We start from the raw sequence: 20,988 nt of genomic DNA, 5'->3' as shown, positions 1-20,988 counted from the left end.
GAGGAGACGAAAACGATCCGGGAAACCGGGTTCCAGGGTTTTTACTCTGATTGCAGGGTGAGCATGGGGGGCTGCGAGACGGGTCGCAAATTTAGGCCTTCACGTAGCAGAACGTGAAGGCCTGAACCTTAGCGAAAGCGCATCGACAGGTCGAGCGCCTGCACATGTTTGGTCAGGGCGCCGACGGAGATGTAGTCGACGCCGGTGTCGGCAAATTCGCGGATGGTGTCAAAGGTGACGTTACCGGAAACCTCCAGCGCCGCCTGGCCCGCGGTGATTTTCACCGCCTCACGCATCAGGTCGGTGGTGAAGTTATCGAGCATAATAATATCAGCGCCGGCTTTTAACGCCTGCTCCAGCTCATCCAGGGTTTCCACTTCCACTTCCACCGGCACGTCAGGGTGCAGCCAGAACGCTTTTTCCACCGCCTGGCGGATCGAGCCGGAGGCAATGATATGGTTTTCTTTAATCAGGAAAGCGTCGAACAGACCCAGGCGGTGGTTGGCTCCGCCGCCGCAGAGTACGGCATATTTTAGCGCGGTACGCAGCCCTGGCAGGGTTTTACGCGTATCAAGCAGTTGAGTTTTAGTGCCCGCCAGCAGGTCGACATAGCGACGGACGACGCTGGCGACGCCGGAGAGGGTTTGCACAAAGTTCAGTGCTGTGCGTTCGCCGGTGAGCAGGATACGCGACGGGCCTTCCAGTTCGAACAGCGGCTGGTTGGCTTTGACGGCGTCGCCATCGGCCACATGCCAGGTGATGTTCACGTCATCGCCGGCGAGCTGAATAAAGACCTCTTCCACCCAGCGTTTCCCACAGAAGACACCATCTTCGCGGGTAATGACCACTGCATGAGAGCGTGCATCCTGTGGCAATAATTGTGCGCTAATATCGTTGTTGGCGTCGACTTCGCCGCCCAAATCTTCCCGCAGGGAGTGTGCGACAGCATCGGTAATATCGAGATTAATACGTTCCAGCAGCACGTCACGGCGGCGGTCGGGGTTATAACGACGAGGCGACATGATAAAGCTCCAGATAGATAAGATTCAGAAGTGGGAAACATGCTAACCTGAACGACGTTTCAGTACCATACACACTTCATCCTTTGGGCCGGCGTGTGGCCCGGAAGCATGAGTTCGCGAAAGGAGATCCCGCATGCAGTTGAACGAGGGATGGTTGGTCGGCGCGCGTCGGGTTCCCTCGCCGCACCATGACTGCCGTCCGGATGAAGAAACCCCTTCCTTACTGGTGGTGCATAACATTAGCTTGCCACCAGGCGAATTTGGTGGCCCGTGGATTGATGCGCTGTTCACCGGCACCCTGGATCCGCAGGCACATCCTTTCTTTGCGGAGATTGCTCATCTGCGTGTTTCCGCACATTGTCTGATTCGCCGTGATGGTGAAATCGTGCAGTATGTGCCTTTCGATAAGCGTGCGTGGCATGCGGGGGTCTCCTGTTATCAGGGACGCGAACGCTGCAATGATTTTTCCATCGGTATTGAGCTGGAAGGCACGGATACCCTGGCGTATACCGATGCGCAGTACCGACAGCTGGCGGCGATAACCGATCTCCTCATCACGCGTTATCCGGCCATCGCTAACAACATTGCAGGTCATAGCGATATTGCGCCCGTGCGCAAGACCGATCCGGGACCGGCCTTTAACTGGCAAAAATACCGGGCGCTACTTAGCGTACCGTCAGAAAAGGAGACCTCATGACGCTGTTTACGACGCTGCTGGTGCTTATCGCCGAACGGCTGTTTAAGCTGGGCGAACACTGGCAGCTTGATCATCGGCTGGAGGTGGTGTTCCGCCGGATAAAACATTTTTCTCTGTTGGGCACGCTACTGATGACGCTGGTGGCCGTTGTGGTCGTCTATATCATTCAGCGCCTGCTGCAGGGGCAGTTGTTTAACGTACCGCTGCTGGTGTTCTGGATCTTACTGGGCCTGCTGTGCATTGGGGCAGGCAAGGTTCGGCTGCATTATCATGCTTATCTGAAAGCAGCGTCGCGCAATGACAGTCGCGCCTGCGATGCCATGGCCAGCGAGTTGACGCTGATCCACGGCGTCCCTCCGGGCTGCGATGAGCGTGAATACCTGAGTGAGCTGCAAAATGCGCTGCTGTGGATTAACTATCGATACTATCTGGCGCCGCTGTTCTGGTTTGTGGTGGGTGGGGCGTGGGGCCCTCTGACGCTTATCGCTTACAGCGTACTGCGCGCCTGGCAGACATGGCTGGCTCGCTACCAGACGCCGCACCATCGGTTGCAGTCCGGGATCGATGGAATTCTGCATATTGTGGACTGGCTGCCGGTACGCCTGGTGGGGGTAGTCTATGCCCTGGTGGGGCATGGTGAGAAAGCGCTGCCGGCGTGGTTTGCCTCGTTAGGCGACCGCCATTCGTCGCAGTATCAGGTATTGACGCGCCTGGCGCAGTATTCCCTGGCCCGTGAACCGCACGTGGATAAAGTGGCGACGCCCAAAGCCGCCGTATCGATGGCCAAGAAAACGTCGCTGGTGGTAGTGGTGATCATGGCGCTGTTGACGATTTACGGTACCCTGGTTTAACGGCCTGAGCCCGCTTCTGCCAGCCACAGTACATGTACCAGCGGGACTTTGCTTGCCGGATAGCGCTGCGTTTATCCGGCCTGGGGCTCACACCACGCAGGCCCGGCAGGCAACAGCGCCGCCGGGCGAGATATCAGACGCCGTGCCCGTCATATTGCCGGGTGGCGGCTTCGCCTGACCCGGCCTGCAGAACCTGCGCTAGCGGGTCATATACCGAATCGCTACAGCGTATCCGCTGGTGGAATACCGAAGTCGGGCATCCCGTCTTCCCGCCAGTTGACCAGTTTTAACCGCGTGTGGCGATTGGGGTCATACAGCGGATCGCCTTCTATCTCGGTGTAATTCCGCGCGTGATACACCAGCACATCTTCTCCTTCCGGCGTTTGGGTAAAACTATTATGACCCGGGCCATACTGGCGGTTTTCATAGCTGGTACGAAAGACCGGCTGCGGGGCTTTATGCCAGTTCGTCGGCTGCAGCGGATCGGCCTGCAGATCGATCCAGAGTAACCCCATGCAGTAGTTTTCATCGGTAGCGCTGGCGGAATAGCTGATGAACAGCTTATCGCCATGCACCAGCACCGCGGGACCTTCGTTGACCTTAAATCCCTGGCACTCCCAGTCGAACTCCGGCTTGCTCAGCATGACCGGCTCGCCTTTTAGCGTCCACGGATTAGCCATTTCGGCGAGATACAGGTTTGAGTTGCCTTCGATATGCGGGGATTTTTGCGCCCACAGATACCAGCGTTTCCCCTGATGGGTAAAGGTGGTGGCATCGAGGGCGAAGGTATCGAAAGGCGTGACGACCTGGCCTTTTTCCTGCCAGCGGCCGGTTAGCGGATCGCTGTCAGCACACTCGAGAACGAACATGCGATGCTGGAACATCCCCAGCGCATCCAAATCGTGAGTATGGGTGGCGGCAAAATAGATATACCACTTACCGTCTATTTCGTGCAGCTCCGGCGCCCAAATCAGCTGGCTCATCGGCCCGCTTTGCGGCGCGTGCCAGACCACCACCGGCTCAGCATCGCGCAATCCTTCAAGGGTTGCCGCGCGCCGGATCTCCAGCCGGTCATATTCCGGGACCGAGGCAATAAAGTAGTAGTGATTAAGGTGGCGCAGAATAAAGGGGTCTGCGCGCTGTTCAATAAACGGGTTTGGCCAGTTGTTCATCAGGCTTTCCTTACGTGTTCACTGGTTTTCAGTTCCTGGTATTCGTTCAGCTCGCTGTAGTTGCTGCGGCGCTTCTCTAAATCACTTTGAATCTGGCGCATCAGGGTGCGGTCAACCTTGAGCAGGCGTACCACGCCGGCGGTGATCAGATAGCCGACGCCGGGGATGACCGAGAACAGCAGCACGATACCGTTCAGCGCGGAGGCGCTTTGTGCTTTCGCGCCAGCATCGTAGCCATACCATGACAGCAGGAAACCGACCATCGCTCCGGCGACCGCCAGGCCGACCTTGAGGAAGAACAGATTGCCGGAGAAGCTGATACCGGTGATGCGCTTACCGGTTTTCCACTCGCCATAGTCGTCAACGTCGGACATCAGCGACCAGTGCAGCGGGGAAGGGATCTGATGCAGGATATTGAGCAGGAAGTAGAGCACCATAATCAACGTGGTGGCGTGCGGATTGAAGAAATAGAAGGCGCAGGAGAAGATCGCCAGCACGATGTTGGTCCAGAAGAAGACCTGTAGCTTGCACCAGCGGTCGGTGAGGACTTTCGCCAGCATGCTGCCAATCATCATCCCGACCACGCCGAGGCTGATAAACAGGGTGGCAAAATGGGTGCTTTGTCCCATTACCCAGGTAATGTAGTACATCGTGGCGGCCATGCGGATAAAGCCCGGGCAAACGTTACACAGCGTGAGCAGCAGGATGCGCACCCACTGGTCATTTTTCCACACATCTTTGAGGTCTTTCTTCAGCTCGTCATTGGTTTGTACCGCCGGGTGTATGCGTTCACGCACGGTGGCGAAGCAGAATAAAAACATGCACATACCGATAAAGGCCAGTACGGTCATCGCCATCTGATAGCCCTTCGCTTTATCGGCACCGCCAAACCAGTCGGCCATGGGCAGCAGCGTCAATGACAGTAGCAGCGTGGCGATACCCACCATGACAAAACGATAGGACTGGCAGGCCACGCGCTCTTTCGGGTCTGCGGTCATCACCGTTCCCAGCGAGCAGTAAGGGATATTAATCGCGGTATAGGTCACCGACAGCAGAAAGTAGGTGACAAACGCATAGATAACTTTGCTGTTGTAGGTCCACTCAGGGGTGGTGAACATTAGCACGCTAAACAGGGCGTAGGGGAAGGCAATCCACAGCAGCCATGGACGAAAGCGGCCATATTTACTGCGGGTGCGATCGGCAAGGGCGCCCATAATCGGGTCGGTCACCGCGTCGATAACGCGCACTGACAGCAGTAATACGCCCACCAGCGCCGGCGCCAGGCCGAAAATATCGGTATAAAAATAGTTCACAAACAGCATGATGGCGCCAAAGATAATATTGCATCCGGCATCCCCCATCCCGTAACCAATCTTCTCTTTTATAGATAATTTGTTGTCTGCCATGTGCGGTCTCTCCGTTGCAGTATGGAGAGAATTATTGGCTGCTATGGAGGGAAATACGTTGCAGTAACTCGTTGACGATATGGATAAAACAGCTATGGAGAGGAAAGTGTGAAGCAGATAACAATGCTCTGCGCCCGTTATTCACAAGCAGACGCAGAGCAAAGAGCGCTATTGATGAGATGTATTATTGTGCTTTTATGGTGGCGGCGGCTTTCTGTTTAAACAAATAGCCCACGCCCAGCACCGCGATCCAGACCGGGATCAGCCAGACGGAAATCGCCATCCCCGGGGTCATCAGCATAATCACCAGCACCGCCGCCATAAACAGCAGGCACAGCCAGTTGCCCAGCGGGTAGAAGAGCGCCGGGAAGCGCGTGACGACGCCCTGCTGCTGCTTGGCGCGACGGAATTTGATATGCGCCAGGCTAATCATCGCCCAGTTGATCACCAGAGCGGAGACCACCAGCGCCATCAGCAGACCAAAAGCGGACTCCGGCGCCATATAGTTGATCAGCACGCACAGCGCGGTGACCAGGGCAGAGACGAGAATGGTATTCACCGGCACGCCGCGTTTGTCGACACTGAGCAGCGCTTTCGGCGCGTTACCCTGTTGGGCAAGGCCGAACAGCATCCGGCTGTTGCAGTAGACGCAGCTGTTGTAAACCGACAAAGCGGCCGTCAGCACCACTACGTTGAGGGCGTTAGCCACCAGCGTATCGCCAAGTTCATGGAAGATGAGGACGAACGGGCTGGTGTCTGCGGTCACGCGGGTCCACGGCAGCAGAGAGAGCAGCACCGCCAGTGAGCCAACGTAGAAGATCAGGATACGGTAGATAACCTGGTTGGTGGCTTTCGGAATGCTTTGCTCCGGGTTATCCGCTTCCGCGGCGGTGATGCCCACCAGCTCCAGACCGCCGAAGGAGAACATGATGATCGCCATCATCATCACCAGACCGGTAAAGCCGTGCGGCAGGAAGCCACCCTGGTCCCACAGGTTACGTACCGTCGCCTGCGGGCCGCCGTTGCCGCTGAACAGCAGCCAGCCACCGAACAGAATCATTGCCACCACGGCGACTACTTTGATAATCGCGAACCAGAACTCCATTTCACCGAACACTTTCACGTTGGTCAGGTTAATGGCGTTGATAGCGATGAAGAAGACCGCCGCCGAGGCCCAGGTCGGGATTTCGGGCCACCAGAACTGGATATATTTGCCCACAGCGGTCAGTTCCGCCATGGCCACCAGGACATACAGCACCCAGTAGTTCCAGCCGGAAGCGAAGCCGGCAAAGCCGCCCCAGTATTTATATGCGAAGTGGCTAAACGAGCCGGCTACCGGCTCCTCCACCACCATTTCACCCAGCTGACGCATGATCAGAAAAGCGATAAAGCCGGCGATAGCGTAACCAAGAATGATACCCGGGCCGGCGGACTGAATGACGGACGCGCTCCCCAGAAACAGGCCGGTGCCGATAGCCCCGCCCAGCGCGATGAGCTGAATGTGGCGGTTTTTCAGGCCGCGCTTCAGCCGATCGCCGTGCTGTTGACCTTCCATATGAAACCTCGTGTGTGGTTATTTTTTGTGTACGTCATCCGTCAGGTTGCTGCTTCACTGCTGTCCCTGCAGAAAGCATAGCCAGCGAAAATTTGGGCGCTGTGGCCCGCTTTTTACCCGAGTGATGTCGCGCACATATTGTTGTGTTTGTGTATTTTGCGACTTCCGTTTCTGTATTGTTTTGTTTACGGAAGGCTAGGCGTTAATTCAGAAAAAGGCCTTTCGTCTCAGGGAGAATAGTGGTAGGCGCGTTTGAATGCACCTGCTTTATGAAGGGATGATGACGAAGTGTCTAAAAAGACATCAATAGTCACAATTTGTCATATTCACATGCATGTCCTGTGCTGTCTATTTATTCATTTTGTTTGATTTTTTATTCGTATATTGCAGAGTTGAATCGGTTCAGAAAGCGTAATTTTTCGTTTCTATTAAGTTAACGCTACCTCTTTATGAGTAAACGTAACATTTGTGCAAGGTTACATTTCTGAAATGTTATTTCTGTAAGGTTGTTAAAATGTCCGTGGTTTACTGATTTCAATCAAAACCTGTATGGACAGAAGGTGAATACTTTGTTACTTTAGCGCTACGAACTTTAAATTGGTAAGACCAATTGACTCCGGGCTAATGGCAGAGACAGGGAATATGGCCTACAGCAAAATCCGCCAACCAAAATTATCCGATGTGATAGAGCAGCAGCTGGAGTTTCTGATCCTTGAGGGGACATTGCGCCCCGGTGAAAAACTCCCGCCTGAACGCGAACTGGCTAAACAGTTCGATGTTTCCCGCCCCTCGCTACGTGAGGCGATTCAACGCCTCGAAGCCAAGGGCTTGTTGCTTCGTCGTCAGGGAGGTGGAACGTTTGTTCAGAGCCGCCTATGGCAGAGCTTCAGCGATCCGCTGGTCGAGCTGCTGTCCGATCACCCTGAATCCCAATTCGATCTGCTTGAGACCCGTCACGCGCTGGAAGGCATTGCAGCCTATTACGCGGCGCTGCGTAGCAACGATGAAGACCGCGATCGTATCCGCGAGCTGCATCAGGCTATTGAACGGGCCCAACAGTCCGGCGACCTCGACGCCGAGTCCGGCGCCGTCGTCCAGTATCAAATCGCCGTCACCGAGGCGGCACACAATGTGGTGTTGCTCCATCTGCTAAGGTGTATGGAGCCGATGCTGGCACAGAACGTTCGTCAGAACTTTGAATTGCTGTATGCCCGCCGGGAAATGCTCCCGTTGGTCAGCAACCATCGTACTCGTATTTTCGAGGCGATAATGGCCGGGGAGCCGGAGCAGGCGCGTGAGGCGTCGCACCGTCACCTGGCGTTCATTGAGGAAATTTTGCTGGATCGTAGCCGTGAGCAGAGCCGTCGAGAGCGTTCACTGCGTCGTTTACAGCAACGAAAGGACGAGAACTCCGGTTCTTAAGCGCCATTTTTAGAGCGCGGCAACTAAACGCAGAACCTGTCTTATTGAATTTTGGGTTGTTCCAGCGTGAAGAACACAGAGTTCAATGGGACAGGTTCCAGATTAATCAACGATTAGATAGATAAGGAATACCCCCATGTCAGAACGTTTACACAATGACGTGGATCCGATCGAAACTCGCGACTGGCTACAGGCGATCGAATCGGTCATCCGTGAAGAAGGTGTTGAGCGCGCTCAGTATCTGATTGACCAACTCCTTTCTGAAGCCCGTAAAGGCGGAGTGAAGGTTGCGGCAGGCTCTTCCGCCGGCAACTACGTCAACACTATTGCCGTTGAAGATGAACCGGAATACCCGGGCAATCTGGATCTGGAACGTCGTATTCGTTCTGCGATTCGCTGGAACGCCATCATGACCGTTCTGCGCGCATCGAAAAAAGATCTTGAACTGGGCGGCCACATGGCGTCCTATCAGTCTTCTGCGACTTTCTACGAAGTCTGCTTCAACCACTTCTTCCGTGCGCGCACTGAAAAAGATGGCGGCGATCTGGTTTACTTCCAGGGCCACATCTCTCCGGGCGTATATGCACGTGCCTTCCTGGAAGGCCGTCTGACCGAAGAGCAGATGAACAACTTCCGTCAGGAAGTTCACGGTAATGGTCTGTCCTCTTATCCGCACCCGAAACTGATGCCGGAGTTCTGGCAGTTCCCGACCGTATCCATGGGTCTGGGGCCGTTGGGTGCGATTTATCAGGCTAAGTTCCTGAAATATCTGGAACACCGTGGTCTGAAAGACACCTCTGCGCAAACCGTTTACGCCTTCCTCGGCGACGGTGAGATGGATGAGCCGGAATCTAAAGGCGCTATCACCATCGCAACTCGTGAAAAACTGGATAACCTGGTCTTCGTCATCAACTGCAACCTGCAGCGTCTGGACGGCCCGGTAACGGGTAACGGTAAAATCATTAACGAACTGGAAGGCATCTTTGGCGGTGCGGGCTGGAACGTTATCAAGGTTATCTGGGGCGGTCGTTGGGATGAGCTGCTGCGTAAAGACACCAGCGGTAAGCTGATTCAGCTGATGAACGAAACCGTTGACGGCGACTACCAGACCTTCAAATCCAAAGACGGCGCTTACGTTCGTGAGCACTTCTTTGGCAAATATCCGGAAACCGCTGCCCTGGTTGCTGACTGGACTGATGAGCAGATCTGGGCCCTGAACCGCGGTGGTCACGATCCGAAGAAAGTCTACGCTGCACTGAAGAAAGCGCAGGAGACCAAAGGTCAGCCGACCGTGATCCTGGCGCATACCATCAAAGGTTATGGTATGGGCGATACCGCTGAAGGTAAGAACATCGCGCACCAGGTTAAGAAAATGAACATGGACGGCGTTCGCTATGTCCGCGATCGTTTCAATGTGCCGGTGGCTGATGCCGATCTCGAAAAACTGCCGTACGTGACCTTCCCGGAAGGTTCCGAAGAGCACACCTACCTGCATGCGCAACGTGAGAAGCTGAACGGCTACCTGCCGACTCGTCAGCCGAAGTTCACTGAGAAACTGGAGCTGCCGACCCTGGCTGACTTTAGCGCGCTGCTGGAAGAGCAAAACAAAGAAATTTCCACCACTATCGCTTTCGTTCGTGCCCTGAACGTGATGCTGAAGAACAAGTCGATCAAAGATCGTCTGGTGCCGATCATCGCTGACGAAGCGCGTACTTTCGGTATGGAAGGTCTGTTCCGTCAGATCGGTATTTACAGCCCGAACGGTCAGCAGTACACCCCGCAGGACCGTGAGCAGGTTGCTTACTACAAAGAAGACGAGAAAGGCCAGATTCTGCAGGAAGGGATCAACGAGCTGGGCGCAGGCGCATCCTGGCTGGCTGCAGCGACCTCTTACAGTACCAACAACCTGCCGATGATCCCGTTCTACATCTACTACTCGATGTTCGGCTTCCAGCGTATCGGCGATCTGTGCTGGGCGGCTGGCGATCAGCAGGCTCGCGGCTTCCTGATTGGCGGGACTTCCGGTCGTACTACCCTGAACGGCGAAGGTCTGCAGCACGAAGATGGTCACAGCCACATTCAGTCACTGACTATCCCGAACTGTATCTCTTACGACCCGGCGTACGCCTATGAAGTGGCTGTCATCATGCATGATGGTCTGGTCCGTATGTACGGCGAAGCGCAAGAGAACGTTTACTACTACATCACGACGCTGAACGAAAACTACCACATGCCGGCCATGCCGGAAGGCGCCGAGGAAGGTATCCGTAAAGGTATCTACAAACTCGAAACCCTCGAAGGTAGCAAAGGTAAAGTTCAGCTGCTGGGCTCCGGTTCTATCCTGCGTCACGTGCGTGAAGCAGCGCAGATCCTGGCGAAAGAGTACGGCGTGGGTTCTGACGTGTATAGCGTCACCTCCTTCACCGAACTGGCGCGTGATGGCCAGGATTGCGAACGCTGGAACATGCTGCACCCGCTGGAAACCCCGCGCGTGCCGTATATCGCTCAGGTGATGAACGACGCTCCGGCAGTGGCATCCACTGACTATATGAAACTGTTCGCCGAGCAGGTTCGTACTTACGTACCGGCTGATGATTACCGCGTACTGGGTACCGATGGCTTCGGTCGTTCCGACAGCCGTGAAAACCTGCGTCACCACTTCGAAGTTGATGCTTCCTACGTGGTCGTAGCAGCGCTGGGCGAACTGGCTAAACGTGGTGAAATCGATAAGAAAGTGGTGGCTGACGCTATCGCGAAATTCGACATCGATGCAGAAAAAGTTAACCCGCGTCTGGCGTAAGAGGTAAAAGAATAATGGCTATCGAAATCAAAGTACCGGACATCGGGGCTGATGAAGTTGAAATCACCGAGATCCTGGTCAAAGTTGGCGACAAAGTAGAAGCTGAACAGTCGCTGATCACCGTAGAAGGCGACAAAGCCTCTATGGAAGTGCCGTCTCCGCAGGCTGGCGTCGTGAAAGAGATTAAAGTCTCCGTCGGCGACAAAACCGAGACCGGTAAACTGATCATGATTTTCGATTCCGCCGACGGTGCAGCAGCTGCTGCACCTGCGCAGGAAGAGAAGAAAGAAGCCGCTCCGGCTGCTGCTGCTCCGGCAGCTGCCGCGGCAGCGAAAGAAGTGCACGTCCCGGATATCGGTGGCGATGAAGTTGAAGTCACCGAGATCATGGTGAAAGTAGGCGACACCATCGCCGCTGAGCAATCCCTGATCACCGTAGAAGGCGATAAAGCCTCTATGGAAGTCCCGGCGCCGTTCGCGGGTACCGTGAAAGAGATCAAAATCAACACCGGCGATAAAGTCTCCACCGGCTCCCTGATCATGATATTCGACGTGGCGGGCGAAGCGCCTGCGGCCGCTCCGGCACAGGCTGCTGCTCCGGCGGCTGCCGCGGCTCCGGCCGCTGCCGCTGGCGTGAAAGACGTTAACGTCCCGGATATCGGCGGCGACGAAGTTGAAGTCACCGAAGTGATGGTTAAAGTTGGCGATAAAGTCGCGGCGGAACAGTCCCTGATCACCGTCGAAGGCGACAAAGCGTCTATGGAAGTGCCGGCGCCGTTCGCGGGTACCGTTAAAGAGATCAAAATCAGCACCGGCGATAAAGTCAAAACCGGTTCCCTGATTATGGTCTTCGAAGTGGAAGGCGCTGCGCCTGCTCCGGCTCAGGCTGCGGCACCGGCACCGGCTGCTGCCCCGACTCAGGCCGCTAAGCCTGCCGCGGCACCGGCTGCGAAAGCAGAAGGTAAAACCGAATTCGCTGAAAACGACGCTTACGTTCACGCGACGCCGCTGATTCGCCGCCTGGCGCGCGAGTTCGGCGTAAACCTGGCGAAAGTGAAAGGGACCGGCCGTAAAGGTCGTATCCTGCGCGAAGACGTCCAGGCTTACGTGAAAGAAGCGGTTAAACGCGCTGAATCCGCACCGGCGGCTGCCGCAGGCGGCGGTATCCCGGGCATGCTGCCATGGCCGAAGGTTGACTTCAGCAAGTTTGGCGAAATCGAAGAAGTGGAACTGGGGCGTATCCAGAAAATCTCTGGCGCTAACCTGAGCCGTAACTGGGTGATGATCCCGCACGTTACCCACTTCGACAAAACCGATATCACCGATCTGGAAGCGTTCCGTAAGCAGCAGAATGCCGAAGCTGAGAAGCGTAAACTGGACGTGAAATTCACCCCAGTGGTCTTCATCATGAAAGCGGTTGCCGCTGCGCTTGAGCAGATGCCGCGCTTCAACAGCTCGCTGTCCGAAGATGGTCAGCGCCTGACGCTGAAGAAATACATCAACATCGGTGTGGCGGTTGATACTCCGAACGGTCTGGTGGTTCCGGTCTTTAAAGACGTGAACAAGAAGAGCATCACCGAGCTGTCTCGCGAGCTGACCACCATCTCCAAGAAAGCGCGCGATGGCAAGCTGACGGCTGGCGAAATGCAGGGCGGTTGCTTCACCATCTCCAGCATCGGCGGCCTGGGGACTACCCACTTCGCGCCGATTGTTAACGCGCCGGAAGTGGCCATCCTCGGCGTGTCTAAGTCCGCGATGGAGCCGGTATGGAATGGTAAAGAGTTCGTTCCGCGTCTGATGATGCCGATCTCTCTGTCCTTCGACCACCGCGTCATCGACGGTGCTGATGGTGCCCGCTTCATTACCATCATTAACAACACCCTGAGCGACATTCGCCGCCTGGTGATGTAAGCGAAAAAGCCGGCCTGACGGCCGGCTTTTTTCTGATAACCTCAGGCTGTTGGGGATTATCAGCAACAAAGGACAAAATCGTTTGCCGTTTGTTGTTTAAAAATTGTTAACAATTTTGTAAAATACACGCGGATAGAACGTCCCGGTGGACTTGGGCGTAAGAATAATAGCGTCAGACCCGCCGGATATAAATTACAGAGGTCATGATGAGTACTGAAATCAAAACTCAGGTCGTGGTACTTGGGGCAGGCCCCGCAGGTTACTCTGCAGCCTTCCGTTGCGCTGATTTAGGTCTGGAAACCGTCATCGTAGAACGTTACAGCACCCTCGGTGGTGTTTGTCTGAACGTGGGTTGTATCCCTTCTAAAGCGCTGCTGCACGTAGCAAAAGTTATCGAAGAAGCGAAAGCGCTGGCCGAACACGGCATCGTTTTCGGCGAGCCGAAAACTGACATTGACAAGATCCGCACCTGGAAAGAAAAAGTCATCACTCAGCTGACCGGTGGTCTGGCTGGCATGGCCAAAGGCCGTAAAGTGAAGGTGGTTAACGGTCTGGGTAAATTTACCGGCGCTAACACCCTGGAAGTGGAAGGCGAGAACGGCAAAACCGTCATCAACTTCGACAACGCGATCATCGCGGCGGGTTCCCGTCCGATTCAGCTGCCGTTTATCCCGCATGAAGATCCGCGCGTATGGGACTCCACCGACGCGCTGGAACTGAAGTCCGTACCGAAACGCATGCTGGTCATGGGCGGCGGTATCATCGGTCTGGAAATGGGTACCGTATACCATGCGCTGGGTTCAGAGATTGACGTGGTGGAAATGTTCGACCAGGTTATCCCGGCTGCCGATAAAGACGTCGTTAAAGTCTTCACCAAACGCATCAGCAAGAAATTCAACCTGATGCTGGAAACCAAAGTCACTGCCGTTGAAGCGAAAGAAGACGGTATTTACGTTTCCATGGAAGGCAAAAAAGCCCCTGCGGAAGCGCAGCGTTACGACGCGGTGCTGGTCGCTATCGGTCGAGTACCGAACGGCAAAAACCTCGATGCAGGCAAAGCCGGCGTGGAAGTGGACGATCGCGGCTTCATCCGCGTTGACAAACAAATGCGCACCAACGTGCCGCACATCTTTGCTATCGGCGATATCGTCGGTCAGCCGATGCTGGCACACAAAGGTGTCCATGAAGGTCACGTTGCCGCAGAAGTTATTTCCGGCCTGAAACACTACTTCGATCCGAAAGTGATCCCGTCCATCGCCTACACCGAGCCAGAAGTGGCATGGGTTGGCCTGACTGAGAAAGAAGCGAAAGAGAAAGGCATCAGCTATGAAACTGCCACCTTCCCGTGGGCGGCTTCCGGCCGTGCTATCGCTTCCGACTGCGCAGACGGTATGACCAAACTGATCTTCGACAAAGAGACCCACCGTGTGATCGGCGGCGCGATTGTCGGCACCAACGGCGGCGAGCTGCTGGGTGAAATCGGTCTGGCTATCGAAATGGGCTGCGACGCTGAAGACATCGCGCTGACTATCCACGCTCACCCGACTCTGCATGAGTCCGTTGGCCTGGCGGCAGAAGTCTTTGAAGGCAGCATCACCGACCTGCCAAACGCCAAAGCGAAGAAAAAGTAACTTTTTCTTTCAGGCAAAAAGCATAAGCGGCTCCCGGAGCCGCTTTTTTTATGTCCGATGTTTAGAACTATGTCGCTGTTCATAAACCGCTACACCTCATACATACTTTGAAAATAGTCACTCGGTAAACTTATAGGCAGTTAACGATATCGATGAGGTGTGAGATGAAACGCTTTTTAACCACAGCGCTGGTCGCTGCAACATTTTTTACCGGCGTGGCCTGCGCCGCTGACGCTAACATTCCCTGGGCCGACAACAGCGGCGGTACGGAAACGACCCATATTGCGGCCGTAGGTCAGGATCTGAATGCTCAGCATCAGCAGGTGACAAAAACGCATGAAGGGGTATGGGCGGCGAATTCCGGCAGTATCAGCGCTGACGAAGCGGCATTATCCAGCACTAAACCGGCGTTTGCCGGCGATCCTTCTCTGATGCCTCATCAGGGCTAAGCGAATATAAAACGCCCGGTTGCATGCAAGCAACCGGGCGTTTTTTTATGGTTTCACCACCTGCCAGCCGGCGTCAGGGGCAAAGTGCGTTATCGCCTGTGCTTTTACGGCACTCTCTTCACCGAGATTGGCCTGATAGACCGTATCGTGCTGATCGATCATAAAACTCATCACGCCAGTTTCTCCCCACTCCACTGGCCAGGCCAGCAGGGCGACGCTCTGATCATCGCGACCCGCAATCATCCGGAAGCGGTAGCCATGATAACCGCTGCCGGGCTCCGTCGGGCTGAAGGCCGGGCCAAGCGGACTTGGCGCTTCGCCAGGCGATGTCGGCCAGTACAAACCATCTTTTTTGCCTTCACTGCTGATGATTTTCTGTGCCCAGCGGTGATTCAGTTGATAGTAATCCTGCTGGGCATCAACGTACGCGTGCATGGCGGCGATCGCTGACAGCTCATTGCGGCCGATTGCGCGGGTGAGGATCTCTTCTTCGCCAGCGGCCATATCAAAGCGCCAACCCTTCGGTGCTTTTACGATGGGCACGGGCAGTCGCCATGCCTCGCTGCCGACATCGAGCCAGGCTTTATCACCCTGCTGGACAATAACGTGTTTCACCTGCCAGTCGCGTTGAAAGCGGTCGACGGCCGTGGGGTCGATCCCATCGGTGGGTAAAAATTGCTGCCAGTTATCGCCGAGTACTTCGCTCAGCGCGTCTTCATTTGGCTGGCTGATCGCTTCGGCCAGCGCAGTTGCGGCCTGTTCCGGCGTGGCAAACTGCTGCTGAGCGAAGGCGGCAAGCGGCGACAGCAGTAATGTCAACAGGGTGATGGATAATGGATTTCTCATTCTGCTCATCCTTAGCGACGGCGCAGTTCATGGTGTTCGGAAAAACGCTCTCTGGCGCCGTCGCGTGACTCGCGGTTTACGCCGGAAAACTGGCGGCTTTGCAGTCCTCGTTCCTGTTGTGCTTGCCAGGAGGGAGCGCGGCTTTCGTTGCCGCTAAGGGCGTTGGCGCGCAGATGGCTGACCGTCTGCTGACGCTGGGCTGGCGTGGCGGACTGGAACTGCTGCCGGCGCTGCTGCTGCTGAGGTGTGCGGTTCTGCTCGTGGCTCCTGGCGGCTTCCCGACGCTGCTGTTGCTGCGGCGCGGTATTTTTCAGCTGCGTTTTTGCCGCCTCGCGACGCTGTTGCTGGGTCGGCGTACTGTCGTAACCGCGGTAATTACTGCGCTGGGTGGCTTGCTTCAGCTGCGCCGAAGCTGCCTGACGCTGGGCATCGCGTGAGGCGTTGTTTGCCGCCAGGTTGCCCGCTGTCGCCGCCGGTACGTTATGCTGCAGCTGGGTCATCGCTGCCTGGCGCTGCGCTTCGCGATCGACTGGCGCATGTTGGGTCGCGCTTAGTCCGCCGGAAACGTTGGTCTGATGGAAGCGTTGAGCAACCGTATTATCGGGATACGGTGTGTGACCGCGATAGGCAGGATTGTGCTGCCAGTTAACGTGGTTACCCGGCAGGTTTTCTCCCGTTATATGATTGAAATTATTTACATTAATATTGATGTTATCGCCATTATGCGAGTAATCGCCGTGGTGATAGTCGTCATCGTGATGGTGGTGGTCATCATCATCATCCCAGTCGATGCTGCTAAATAACGCCCAGGTAGTGGCCACGCCCAGGCTGTAACCGAAGCCTTTGACGAAGCTATCGGTAAACTGCTCCCCGGGAGGCGGCGGCAGGTAGACCGGAGGATAGGCGCTGTTCGGCCAGGTGCCATAGACGGTGGAGGGGTTATAGCTGGGAACATAGACCACCTGCGGATTGGTCGGTTCTATTTTAATGACCTGCGTGGGCGCAGGCGCCGCCGAGTGGGTGGTGGACGTTGCTGCCGTGCTGCTGCTGGCAGCAACCGGTGCGGCAGGAGTGACAATCACTTTCTGCTGCGGTGTGGATTTAAGCGTCCCGGTCTGTTGGGCAATGGCGCGCAGGCGCTGCACTGAATCCATCACATCATGCGGCTGGGCCAAAAACGCATTGCCGAGGTTCTCCACCCAGGGCGGATTTTCGCCCATCATCGCCAGCAGGGCAGGGAAAGCGACAAGGGATTTGACGCTGGGATCCCACGGCTGGCTGGCAACCGCCTGAACCGCCGCATCCCCTTTCATCGCGGGGTTATCCTGGGACCATTGTACCGCCTGCATGACGTTGTCGGGATAAGTGGAGGCCATCAACACCTGCGACAGCAGACTGTCCGGGTAGAGCGCGATAGGCGCGACCCACTGGTCAATTTGCGCCTGGGTGTAGGTGGTGGTCACCGGCTGCGTCGTCGACGCTGCGGGCGCTGGCTGGGCTGGCGGTTCAGCGATCGTCGCCGGGGTTCGGCTTTGCACATAGAGTGTTCCCGCCGCCGCGAGTAAGCCAGCGCTACAGAGCAGGGCGATAATATGGGGTTTAAACGGCAGTGACATGGAAGCTCCTGACCCAAAAGGTAACCCATCTCGCTTAAGTATCGGCGAAAACGGCTCGTCTGCTGAGTATAGGTATGCGGTACGGCTTTTTATTGATTATTGTTGGGATCGACCCGTAGCGTTGTATGCGGACAGGAATTTTTGTCGCGGGATTTGAACAGAAAGCCTGCAATATCCTGCCCTTAACGATTCAGCTAAATTTTAATGTTGCTTTTTTGTAAACAGATTAACACCTTTCAAAAATCCTGCTATGCTGCCGACGCGGTATCGGGCATTTACCCTACAAACTGCTGTCTCACAGGAGCGTGAAGAAAATCGCCCAGCCACTAAATCCTTCAAGATGCGTCACGCGGCAAACGAAGCCAATACCGAAGCAGATTGATAGAAGACGTGTAGGCCGCATTATGACAATGAGAAGCGAGGAGAACCGTCGTGCTAGAAGAATACCGTAAGCACGTAGCTGAGCGTGCCGCCATGGGGATTGTTGCCAAACCCTTAGATGCAACCCAAATGGCCGCGCTGGTAGAACTGCTGAAAAACCCGCCTGCGGGCGAAGAAGAATTCCTGTTAGACCTGCTGATTAACCGTGTACCGCCGGGCGTCGACGAAGCCGCCTATGTGAAAGCTGGATTCCTTGCCGCGATCGCCAAGGGCGAAGCGACCTCCCCCCTGGTAACCCCTGAAAAAGCCGTTGAACTGCTGGGCACCATGCAGGGTGGTTACAACATTCATCCGCTGATCGATGCGCTGGACGACGCGAAACTGGCGCCGATTGCCGCGAAAGCGCTGTCTCATACCCTGCTGATGTTTGATAACTTCTACGATGTAGAAGAGAAAGCCAAAGCAGGTAACGAGCACGCTAAACAGGTCATGCAATCCTGGGCTGACGCTGAGTGGTTCCTGAACCGTCCTCAGCTGGCAGAGAAAATCACGGTTACCGTCTTCAAGGTCACCGGCGAAACCAACACCGATGATCTCTCTCCGGCGCCGGATGCCTGGTCGCGTCCGGATATCCCGCTGCACGCGCTGGCGATGCTGAAAAACGCCCGTGAAGGTATTGATCCCGATCAGCCCGGCGTGGTTGGCCCGATCAAGCAGATCGAAGCCCTGCAGCAGAAAGGCTACCCGCTGGCCTACGTCGGCGACGTTGTCGGTACCGGTTCTTCGCGTAAATCCGCCACCAACTCTGTGCTGTGGTTTATGGGCGACGATATCCCGAACGTACCGAACAAGCGCGGCGGCGGCCTGTGCCTGGGCGGCAAAATCGCACCAATCTTCTTCAACACCATGGAAGATGCGGGCGCGCTGCCTATCGAAGTGGATGTGTCAAACCTGAACATGGGCGACGTGATCGACGTTTACCCGTTCAAAGGCGAAGTGCGTAACCACGAGACTAACGAACTGCTGGCCAGCTTCGAGCTGAAAACCGATGTGCTGATCGACGAAGTGCGCGCCGGCGGCCGTATTCCGCTGATCATCGGTCGCGGCCTGACCACCAAAGCGCGTGAAGCGCTGGGCCTGCCGCACAGCGATGTTTTCCGTCAGGCGAAAGACGTGGCGGAAAGCACCCGCGGTTTCTCTCTAGCGCAGAAAATGGTTGGCCGTGCCTGCGGCGTTGCCGGTATCCGTCCGGGCGCTTATTGCGAACCGAAAATGACCTCCGTCGGTTCTCAAGACACCACCGGTCCAATGACCCGTGATGAACTGAAAGACCTGGCGTGCCTGGGCTTTTCTGCGGACCTGGTGATGCAGTCCTTCTGCCACACCGCGGCCTATCCGAAGCCGGTTGACGTCACCACGCACCATACTCTGCCGGACTTCATCATGAACCGCGGCGGGGTTTCGCTGCGTCCGGGCGACGGCGTGATTCACTCCTGGCTGAACCGCATGCTGCTGCCGGATACCGTGGGTACAGGTGGTGACTCCCACACCCGCTTCCCGATTGGTATTTCCTTCCCGGCAGGCTCTGGTCTGGTGGCTTTCGCCGCTGCGACCGGCGTGATGCCGCTGGATATGCCGGAGTCGGTGCTGGTACGCTTCAAAGGCAAAATGCAGCCGGGTATCACCCTGCGTGATCTGGTCCACGCCATCCCGCTGTACGCCATCAAGCAAGGCCTGCTGACCGTTGAGAAGAAAGGTAAGAAAAACATCTTCTCTGGCCGCATCCTTGAGATCGAAGGCTTGCCGGATCTGAAAGTCGAGCAGGCATTCGAGCTGACCGATGCCTCGGCTGAGCGTTCTGCCGCCGGCTGCACCATCAAGCTGAACAAAGAGCCGATCGTTGAGTATCTGAACTCCAACATCGTCCTGCTGAAGTGGATGATTGCCGAAGGCTACGGCGACCGCCGTACCCTGGAGCGTCGTATCCAGGGCATGGAGAAATGGCTGGCGGATCCGCAGCTGCTGGAAGCCGATGCTGACGCGGAGTACGCGGCAGTGATCGACATCGATCTGGCGGATATCAAAGAGCCGATCCTGTGCGCGCCGAACGATCCTGACGATGCTCGTCTGCTGTCTGACGTGCAGGGCGAGAAGATCGACGAAGTGTTCATTGGCTCCTGCATGACCAACATCGGCCACTTCCGTGCCGCCGGTAAGCTGCTGGACAGCCACAAAGGCCAGCTGCCGACTCGTCTGTGGGTGGCGCCGCCAACCCGTATGGACGCCGCGCAGCTGACCGAAGAAGGCTACTACAGCGTGTTTGGTAAGAGCGGTGCGCGTATCGAAATCCCTGGCTGTTCCCTGTGTATGGGTAACCAGGCGCGCGTGGCAGACGGCGCGACGGTGGTTTCCACCTCCACCCGTAACTTCCCGAACCGTTTAGGTACTGGCGCTAACGTCTATCTGGCCTCTGCCGAACTGGCCGCGGTAGCCTCTCTGCTCGGCAAACTGCCGACGCCGGAAGAGTACCAGACCTTCGTGGCGCAGGTGGATAAGACCGCGGAAGATACCTACCGTTATCTGAACTTCAACCAGCTGGATCAGTACACTGAGAAAGCTGACGGCGTGATCTTCCAGACCGCCGTCTAAATCAAAACGGTCAGCCCGTCTGATCGTTTGGTTATAAACTCCCCAATGCCCGGTGAACATTGCGTCACCGGGCATTTTTATTTCCAAACCTCCTGCCCGCTACGCTTTTTTTCTTTCTGTCTGCTGCGATAATTACAGCATGGGTACAGTGCAGCGGTGACGCATTGCCCTTGCAGAGGAAAAGACTATGGACTACGAATTTCTGCGCGATATTACCGGAGTGGTAAAGGTGCGAATGTCGATGGATCATGAGGCGATCGGCCACTGGTTCAACGAAGAGGTGAAAGACAATCTTGCTCTGCTGGACGAAGTGGAGCAGGCTGCGCGCACCGTGAAGGGCAGTGAACGTTCCTGGCAGCGGGCCGGCCATGAATATACGCTGTGGCTGGATGGCGAAGAGGTAATGATCCGCGCCAATCAGCTGGAATTTTCTGGCGATGAAATCGAGGAGGGGATGAGCTACTACGACGAAGAGAGCCTCTCCCTGTGCGGCGTGGAGGATTTCCTGCAGGTGGTTGCCGCTTATCGTGAATTTATGCAGCAGCGTTAATGACGACGTTTATGCGGTGTGACGCAAGACC

At 55.9% G+C, this 20,988-nt stretch carries 15 protein-coding genes; 9 read left to right on the top strand and 6 right to left on the bottom strand.

Annotation, left to right across the window (positions count from 1 at the left end; all coding sequences use genetic code 11):
- Nucleotides 1–128: 128 nt before the first annotated feature.
- Nucleotides 129–1,022, bottom strand: coding sequence for a carboxylating nicotinate-nucleotide diphosphorylase (gene nadC, locus ACKLKD_RS13970; RefSeq protein ID WP_025710981.1), 894 nt, complete (start codon nucleotides 1,020–1,022; stop codon nucleotides 129–131).
- A gap of 133 nt (nucleotides 1,023–1,155) precedes the next feature.
- On the opposite strand from nadC, the gene ampD reads away from it, so the two are divergent.
- On the top strand, nucleotides 1,156–1,719 hold the full coding sequence (gene ampD, locus ACKLKD_RS13965) for a 1,6-anhydro-N-acetylmuramyl-L-alanine amidase AmpD (protein WP_025710980.1): 564 nt from the start codon (nucleotides 1,156–1,158) through the stop codon (nucleotides 1,717–1,719).
- Complete coding sequence (gene ampE, locus ACKLKD_RS13960; RefSeq protein ID WP_025710979.1) at nucleotides 1,716–2,570, top strand: beta-lactamase regulator AmpE; 855 nt, start codon at nucleotides 1,716–1,718, stop codon at nucleotides 2,568–2,570. Before ampD ends, ampE begins: the two co-directional genes overlap by 4 nt.
- Nucleotides 2,571–2,791: 221 nt before the next feature.
- On the opposite strand, the gene ACKLKD_RS13955 is transcribed toward ampE, so the two are convergent.
- The 3 genes from ACKLKD_RS13955 to aroP all read right to left on the bottom strand — a co-directional run bounded on the left by ACKLKD_RS13955 (nucleotide 2,792) and on the right by aroP (nucleotide 6,703).
- On the bottom strand, nucleotides 2,792–3,742 hold the full coding sequence (locus tag ACKLKD_RS13955; RefSeq protein ID WP_080924729.1) for a family 43 glycosylhydrolase: 951 nt from the start codon (nucleotides 3,740–3,742) through the stop codon (nucleotides 2,792–2,794).
- Nucleotides 3,742–5,148: a glycoside-pentoside-hexuronide (GPH):cation symporter gene (locus ACKLKD_RS13950; protein ID WP_080924728.1), complete on the bottom strand. Its 1,407-nt coding sequence runs from the start codon at nucleotides 5,146–5,148 to the stop codon at nucleotides 3,742–3,744. Before ACKLKD_RS13950 ends, ACKLKD_RS13955 begins: the two co-directional genes overlap by 1 nt.
- 184 nt (nucleotides 5,149–5,332) lie before the next feature.
- Nucleotides 5,333–6,703: an aromatic amino acid transporter AroP gene (gene aroP / locus ACKLKD_RS13945; RefSeq protein WP_080924727.1), complete on the bottom strand. Its 1,371-nt coding sequence runs from the start codon at nucleotides 6,701–6,703 to the stop codon at nucleotides 5,333–5,335.
- Nucleotides 6,704–7,345: 642 nt separating this feature from the next.
- On the opposite strand from aroP, the gene pdhR reads away from it, so the two are divergent.
- The 5 genes from pdhR to ACKLKD_RS13920 all read left to right on the top strand — a co-directional run bounded on the left by pdhR (nucleotide 7,346) and on the right by ACKLKD_RS13920 (nucleotide 14,915).
- Nucleotides 7,346–8,125 (top strand): pyruvate dehydrogenase complex transcriptional repressor PdhR, encoded by a 780-nt coding sequence (gene pdhR, locus ACKLKD_RS13940; protein WP_002888699.1) that lies wholly within the window; start codon nucleotides 7,346–7,348, stop codon nucleotides 8,123–8,125.
- Between the two features lie 136 nt (nucleotides 8,126–8,261).
- On the top strand, nucleotides 8,262–10,925 hold the full coding sequence (gene aceE, locus ACKLKD_RS13935) for a pyruvate dehydrogenase (acetyl-transferring), homodimeric type (protein ID WP_025710975.1): 2,664 nt from the start codon (nucleotides 8,262–8,264) through the stop codon (nucleotides 10,923–10,925).
- 14 nt (nucleotides 10,926–10,939) lie between these two features.
- Complete coding sequence (gene aceF / locus ACKLKD_RS13930) at nucleotides 10,940–12,835, top strand: pyruvate dehydrogenase complex dihydrolipoyllysine-residue acetyltransferase (RefSeq protein WP_087805024.1); 1,896 nt, start codon at nucleotides 10,940–10,942, stop codon at nucleotides 12,833–12,835.
- Between the two features lie 206 nt (nucleotides 12,836–13,041).
- A complete protein-coding gene (gene lpdA / locus ACKLKD_RS13925; protein ID WP_002888731.1) occupies nucleotides 13,042–14,466 on the top strand; it encodes a dihydrolipoyl dehydrogenase in 1,425 nt (474 codons plus the stop codon).
- A gap of 164 nt (nucleotides 14,467–14,630) precedes the next feature.
- Nucleotides 14,631–14,915: a hypothetical protein gene (locus tag ACKLKD_RS13920; RefSeq protein ID WP_025710972.1), complete on the top strand. Its 285-nt coding sequence runs from the start codon at nucleotides 14,631–14,633 to the stop codon at nucleotides 14,913–14,915.
- Nucleotides 14,916–14,960: 45 nt separating this feature from the next.
- Here ACKLKD_RS13920 and ACKLKD_RS13915 read toward each other — a convergent pair whose 3' ends face one another.
- Nucleotides 14,961–15,761, bottom strand: a complete 801-nt coding sequence (locus ACKLKD_RS13915) for a DUF2950 family protein (protein ID WP_025714634.1) — start codon at nucleotides 15,759–15,761, stop codon at nucleotides 14,961–14,963.
- Nucleotides 15,762–15,772: 11 nt separating this feature from the next.
- The gene (locus ACKLKD_RS13910) at nucleotides 15,773–17,377 is read right to left on the bottom strand and encodes a DUF3300 domain-containing protein (protein WP_080897849.1); all 1,605 of its coding nucleotides are present in this window, start codon (nucleotides 17,375–17,377) and stop codon (nucleotides 15,773–15,775) included.
- Nucleotides 17,378–17,809: 432 nt separating this feature from the next.
- On the opposite strand from ACKLKD_RS13910, the gene acnB reads away from it, so the two are divergent.
- Together acnB and yacL are read left to right on the top strand one after the other, a co-directional pair.
- Nucleotides 17,810–20,407 carry a bifunctional aconitate hydratase 2/2-methylisocitrate dehydratase gene (gene acnB / locus ACKLKD_RS13905; RefSeq protein WP_016160302.1) on the top strand — a complete coding sequence of 866 codons (2,598 nt, stop codon included), beginning with the start codon at nucleotides 17,810–17,812 and terminating at the stop codon, nucleotides 20,405–20,407.
- 187 nt (nucleotides 20,408–20,594) lie between these two features.
- On the top strand, nucleotides 20,595–20,957 hold the full coding sequence (gene yacL / locus ACKLKD_RS13900) for a protein YacL (protein ID WP_004204373.1): 363 nt from the start codon (nucleotides 20,595–20,597) through the stop codon (nucleotides 20,955–20,957).
- The last annotated feature ends 31 nt before the right edge of the window (nucleotides 20,958–20,988 follow it).

Origin of the sequence: Klebsiella sp. 10982, from assembly GCF_048589245.1 — a bacterium.
GTDB classification, from domain to species: Bacteria; Pseudomonadota; Gammaproteobacteria; order Enterobacterales; family Enterobacteriaceae; genus Klebsiella; species Klebsiella quasivariicola.
The sequence above is the reverse complement of the archived record's forward strand: the minus strand, read 5'-3'. Positions and strand labels throughout refer to the sequence as shown.

Coding starts and splice junctions, on each gene's coding strand:
- ampD (WP_025710980.1), top strand. CDS start 1,156: ATGCAGTTGAACGAGGGATGGTTGGTCGGCGCGCGTCGGGTTCCCTCG.
- ACKLKD_RS13950 (WP_080924728.1), bottom strand. CDS start 5,148: ATGGCAGACAACAAATTATCTATAAAAGAGAAGATTGGTTACGGGATG.
- ACKLKD_RS13920 (WP_025710972.1), top strand. CDS start 14,631: ATGAAACGCTTTTTAACCACAGCGCTGGTCGCTGCAACATTTTTTACC.
- ACKLKD_RS13910 (WP_080897849.1), bottom strand. CDS start 17,377: ATGTCACTGCCGTTTAAACCCCATATTATCGCCCTGCTCTGTAGCGCT.
- ACKLKD_RS13955 (WP_080924729.1), bottom strand. CDS start 3,742: ATGAACAACTGGCCAAACCCGTTTATTGAACAGCGCGCAGACCCCTTT.
- ACKLKD_RS13915 (WP_025714634.1), bottom strand. CDS start 15,761: ATGAGAAATCCATTATCCATCACCCTGTTGACATTACTGCTGTCGCCG.
- ampE (WP_025710979.1), top strand. CDS start 1,716: ATGACGCTGTTTACGACGCTGCTGGTGCTTATCGCCGAACGGCTGTTT.
- aceE (WP_025710975.1), top strand. CDS start 8,262: ATGTCAGAACGTTTACACAATGACGTGGATCCGATCGAAACTCGCGAC.
- aroP (WP_080924727.1), bottom strand. CDS start 6,703: ATGGAAGGTCAACAGCACGGCGATCGGCTGAAGCGCGGCCTGAAAAAC.
- nadC (WP_025710981.1), bottom strand. CDS start 1,022: ATGTCGCCTCGTCGTTATAACCCCGACCGCCGCCGTGACGTGCTGCTG.
- aceF (WP_087805024.1), top strand. CDS start 10,940: ATGGCTATCGAAATCAAAGTACCGGACATCGGGGCTGATGAAGTTGAA.
- lpdA (WP_002888731.1), top strand. CDS start 13,042: ATGAGTACTGAAATCAAAACTCAGGTCGTGGTACTTGGGGCAGGCCCC.
- yacL (WP_004204373.1), top strand. CDS start 20,595: ATGGACTACGAATTTCTGCGCGATATTACCGGAGTGGTAAAGGTGCGA.
- pdhR (WP_002888699.1), top strand. CDS start 7,346: ATGGCCTACAGCAAAATCCGCCAACCAAAATTATCCGATGTGATAGAG.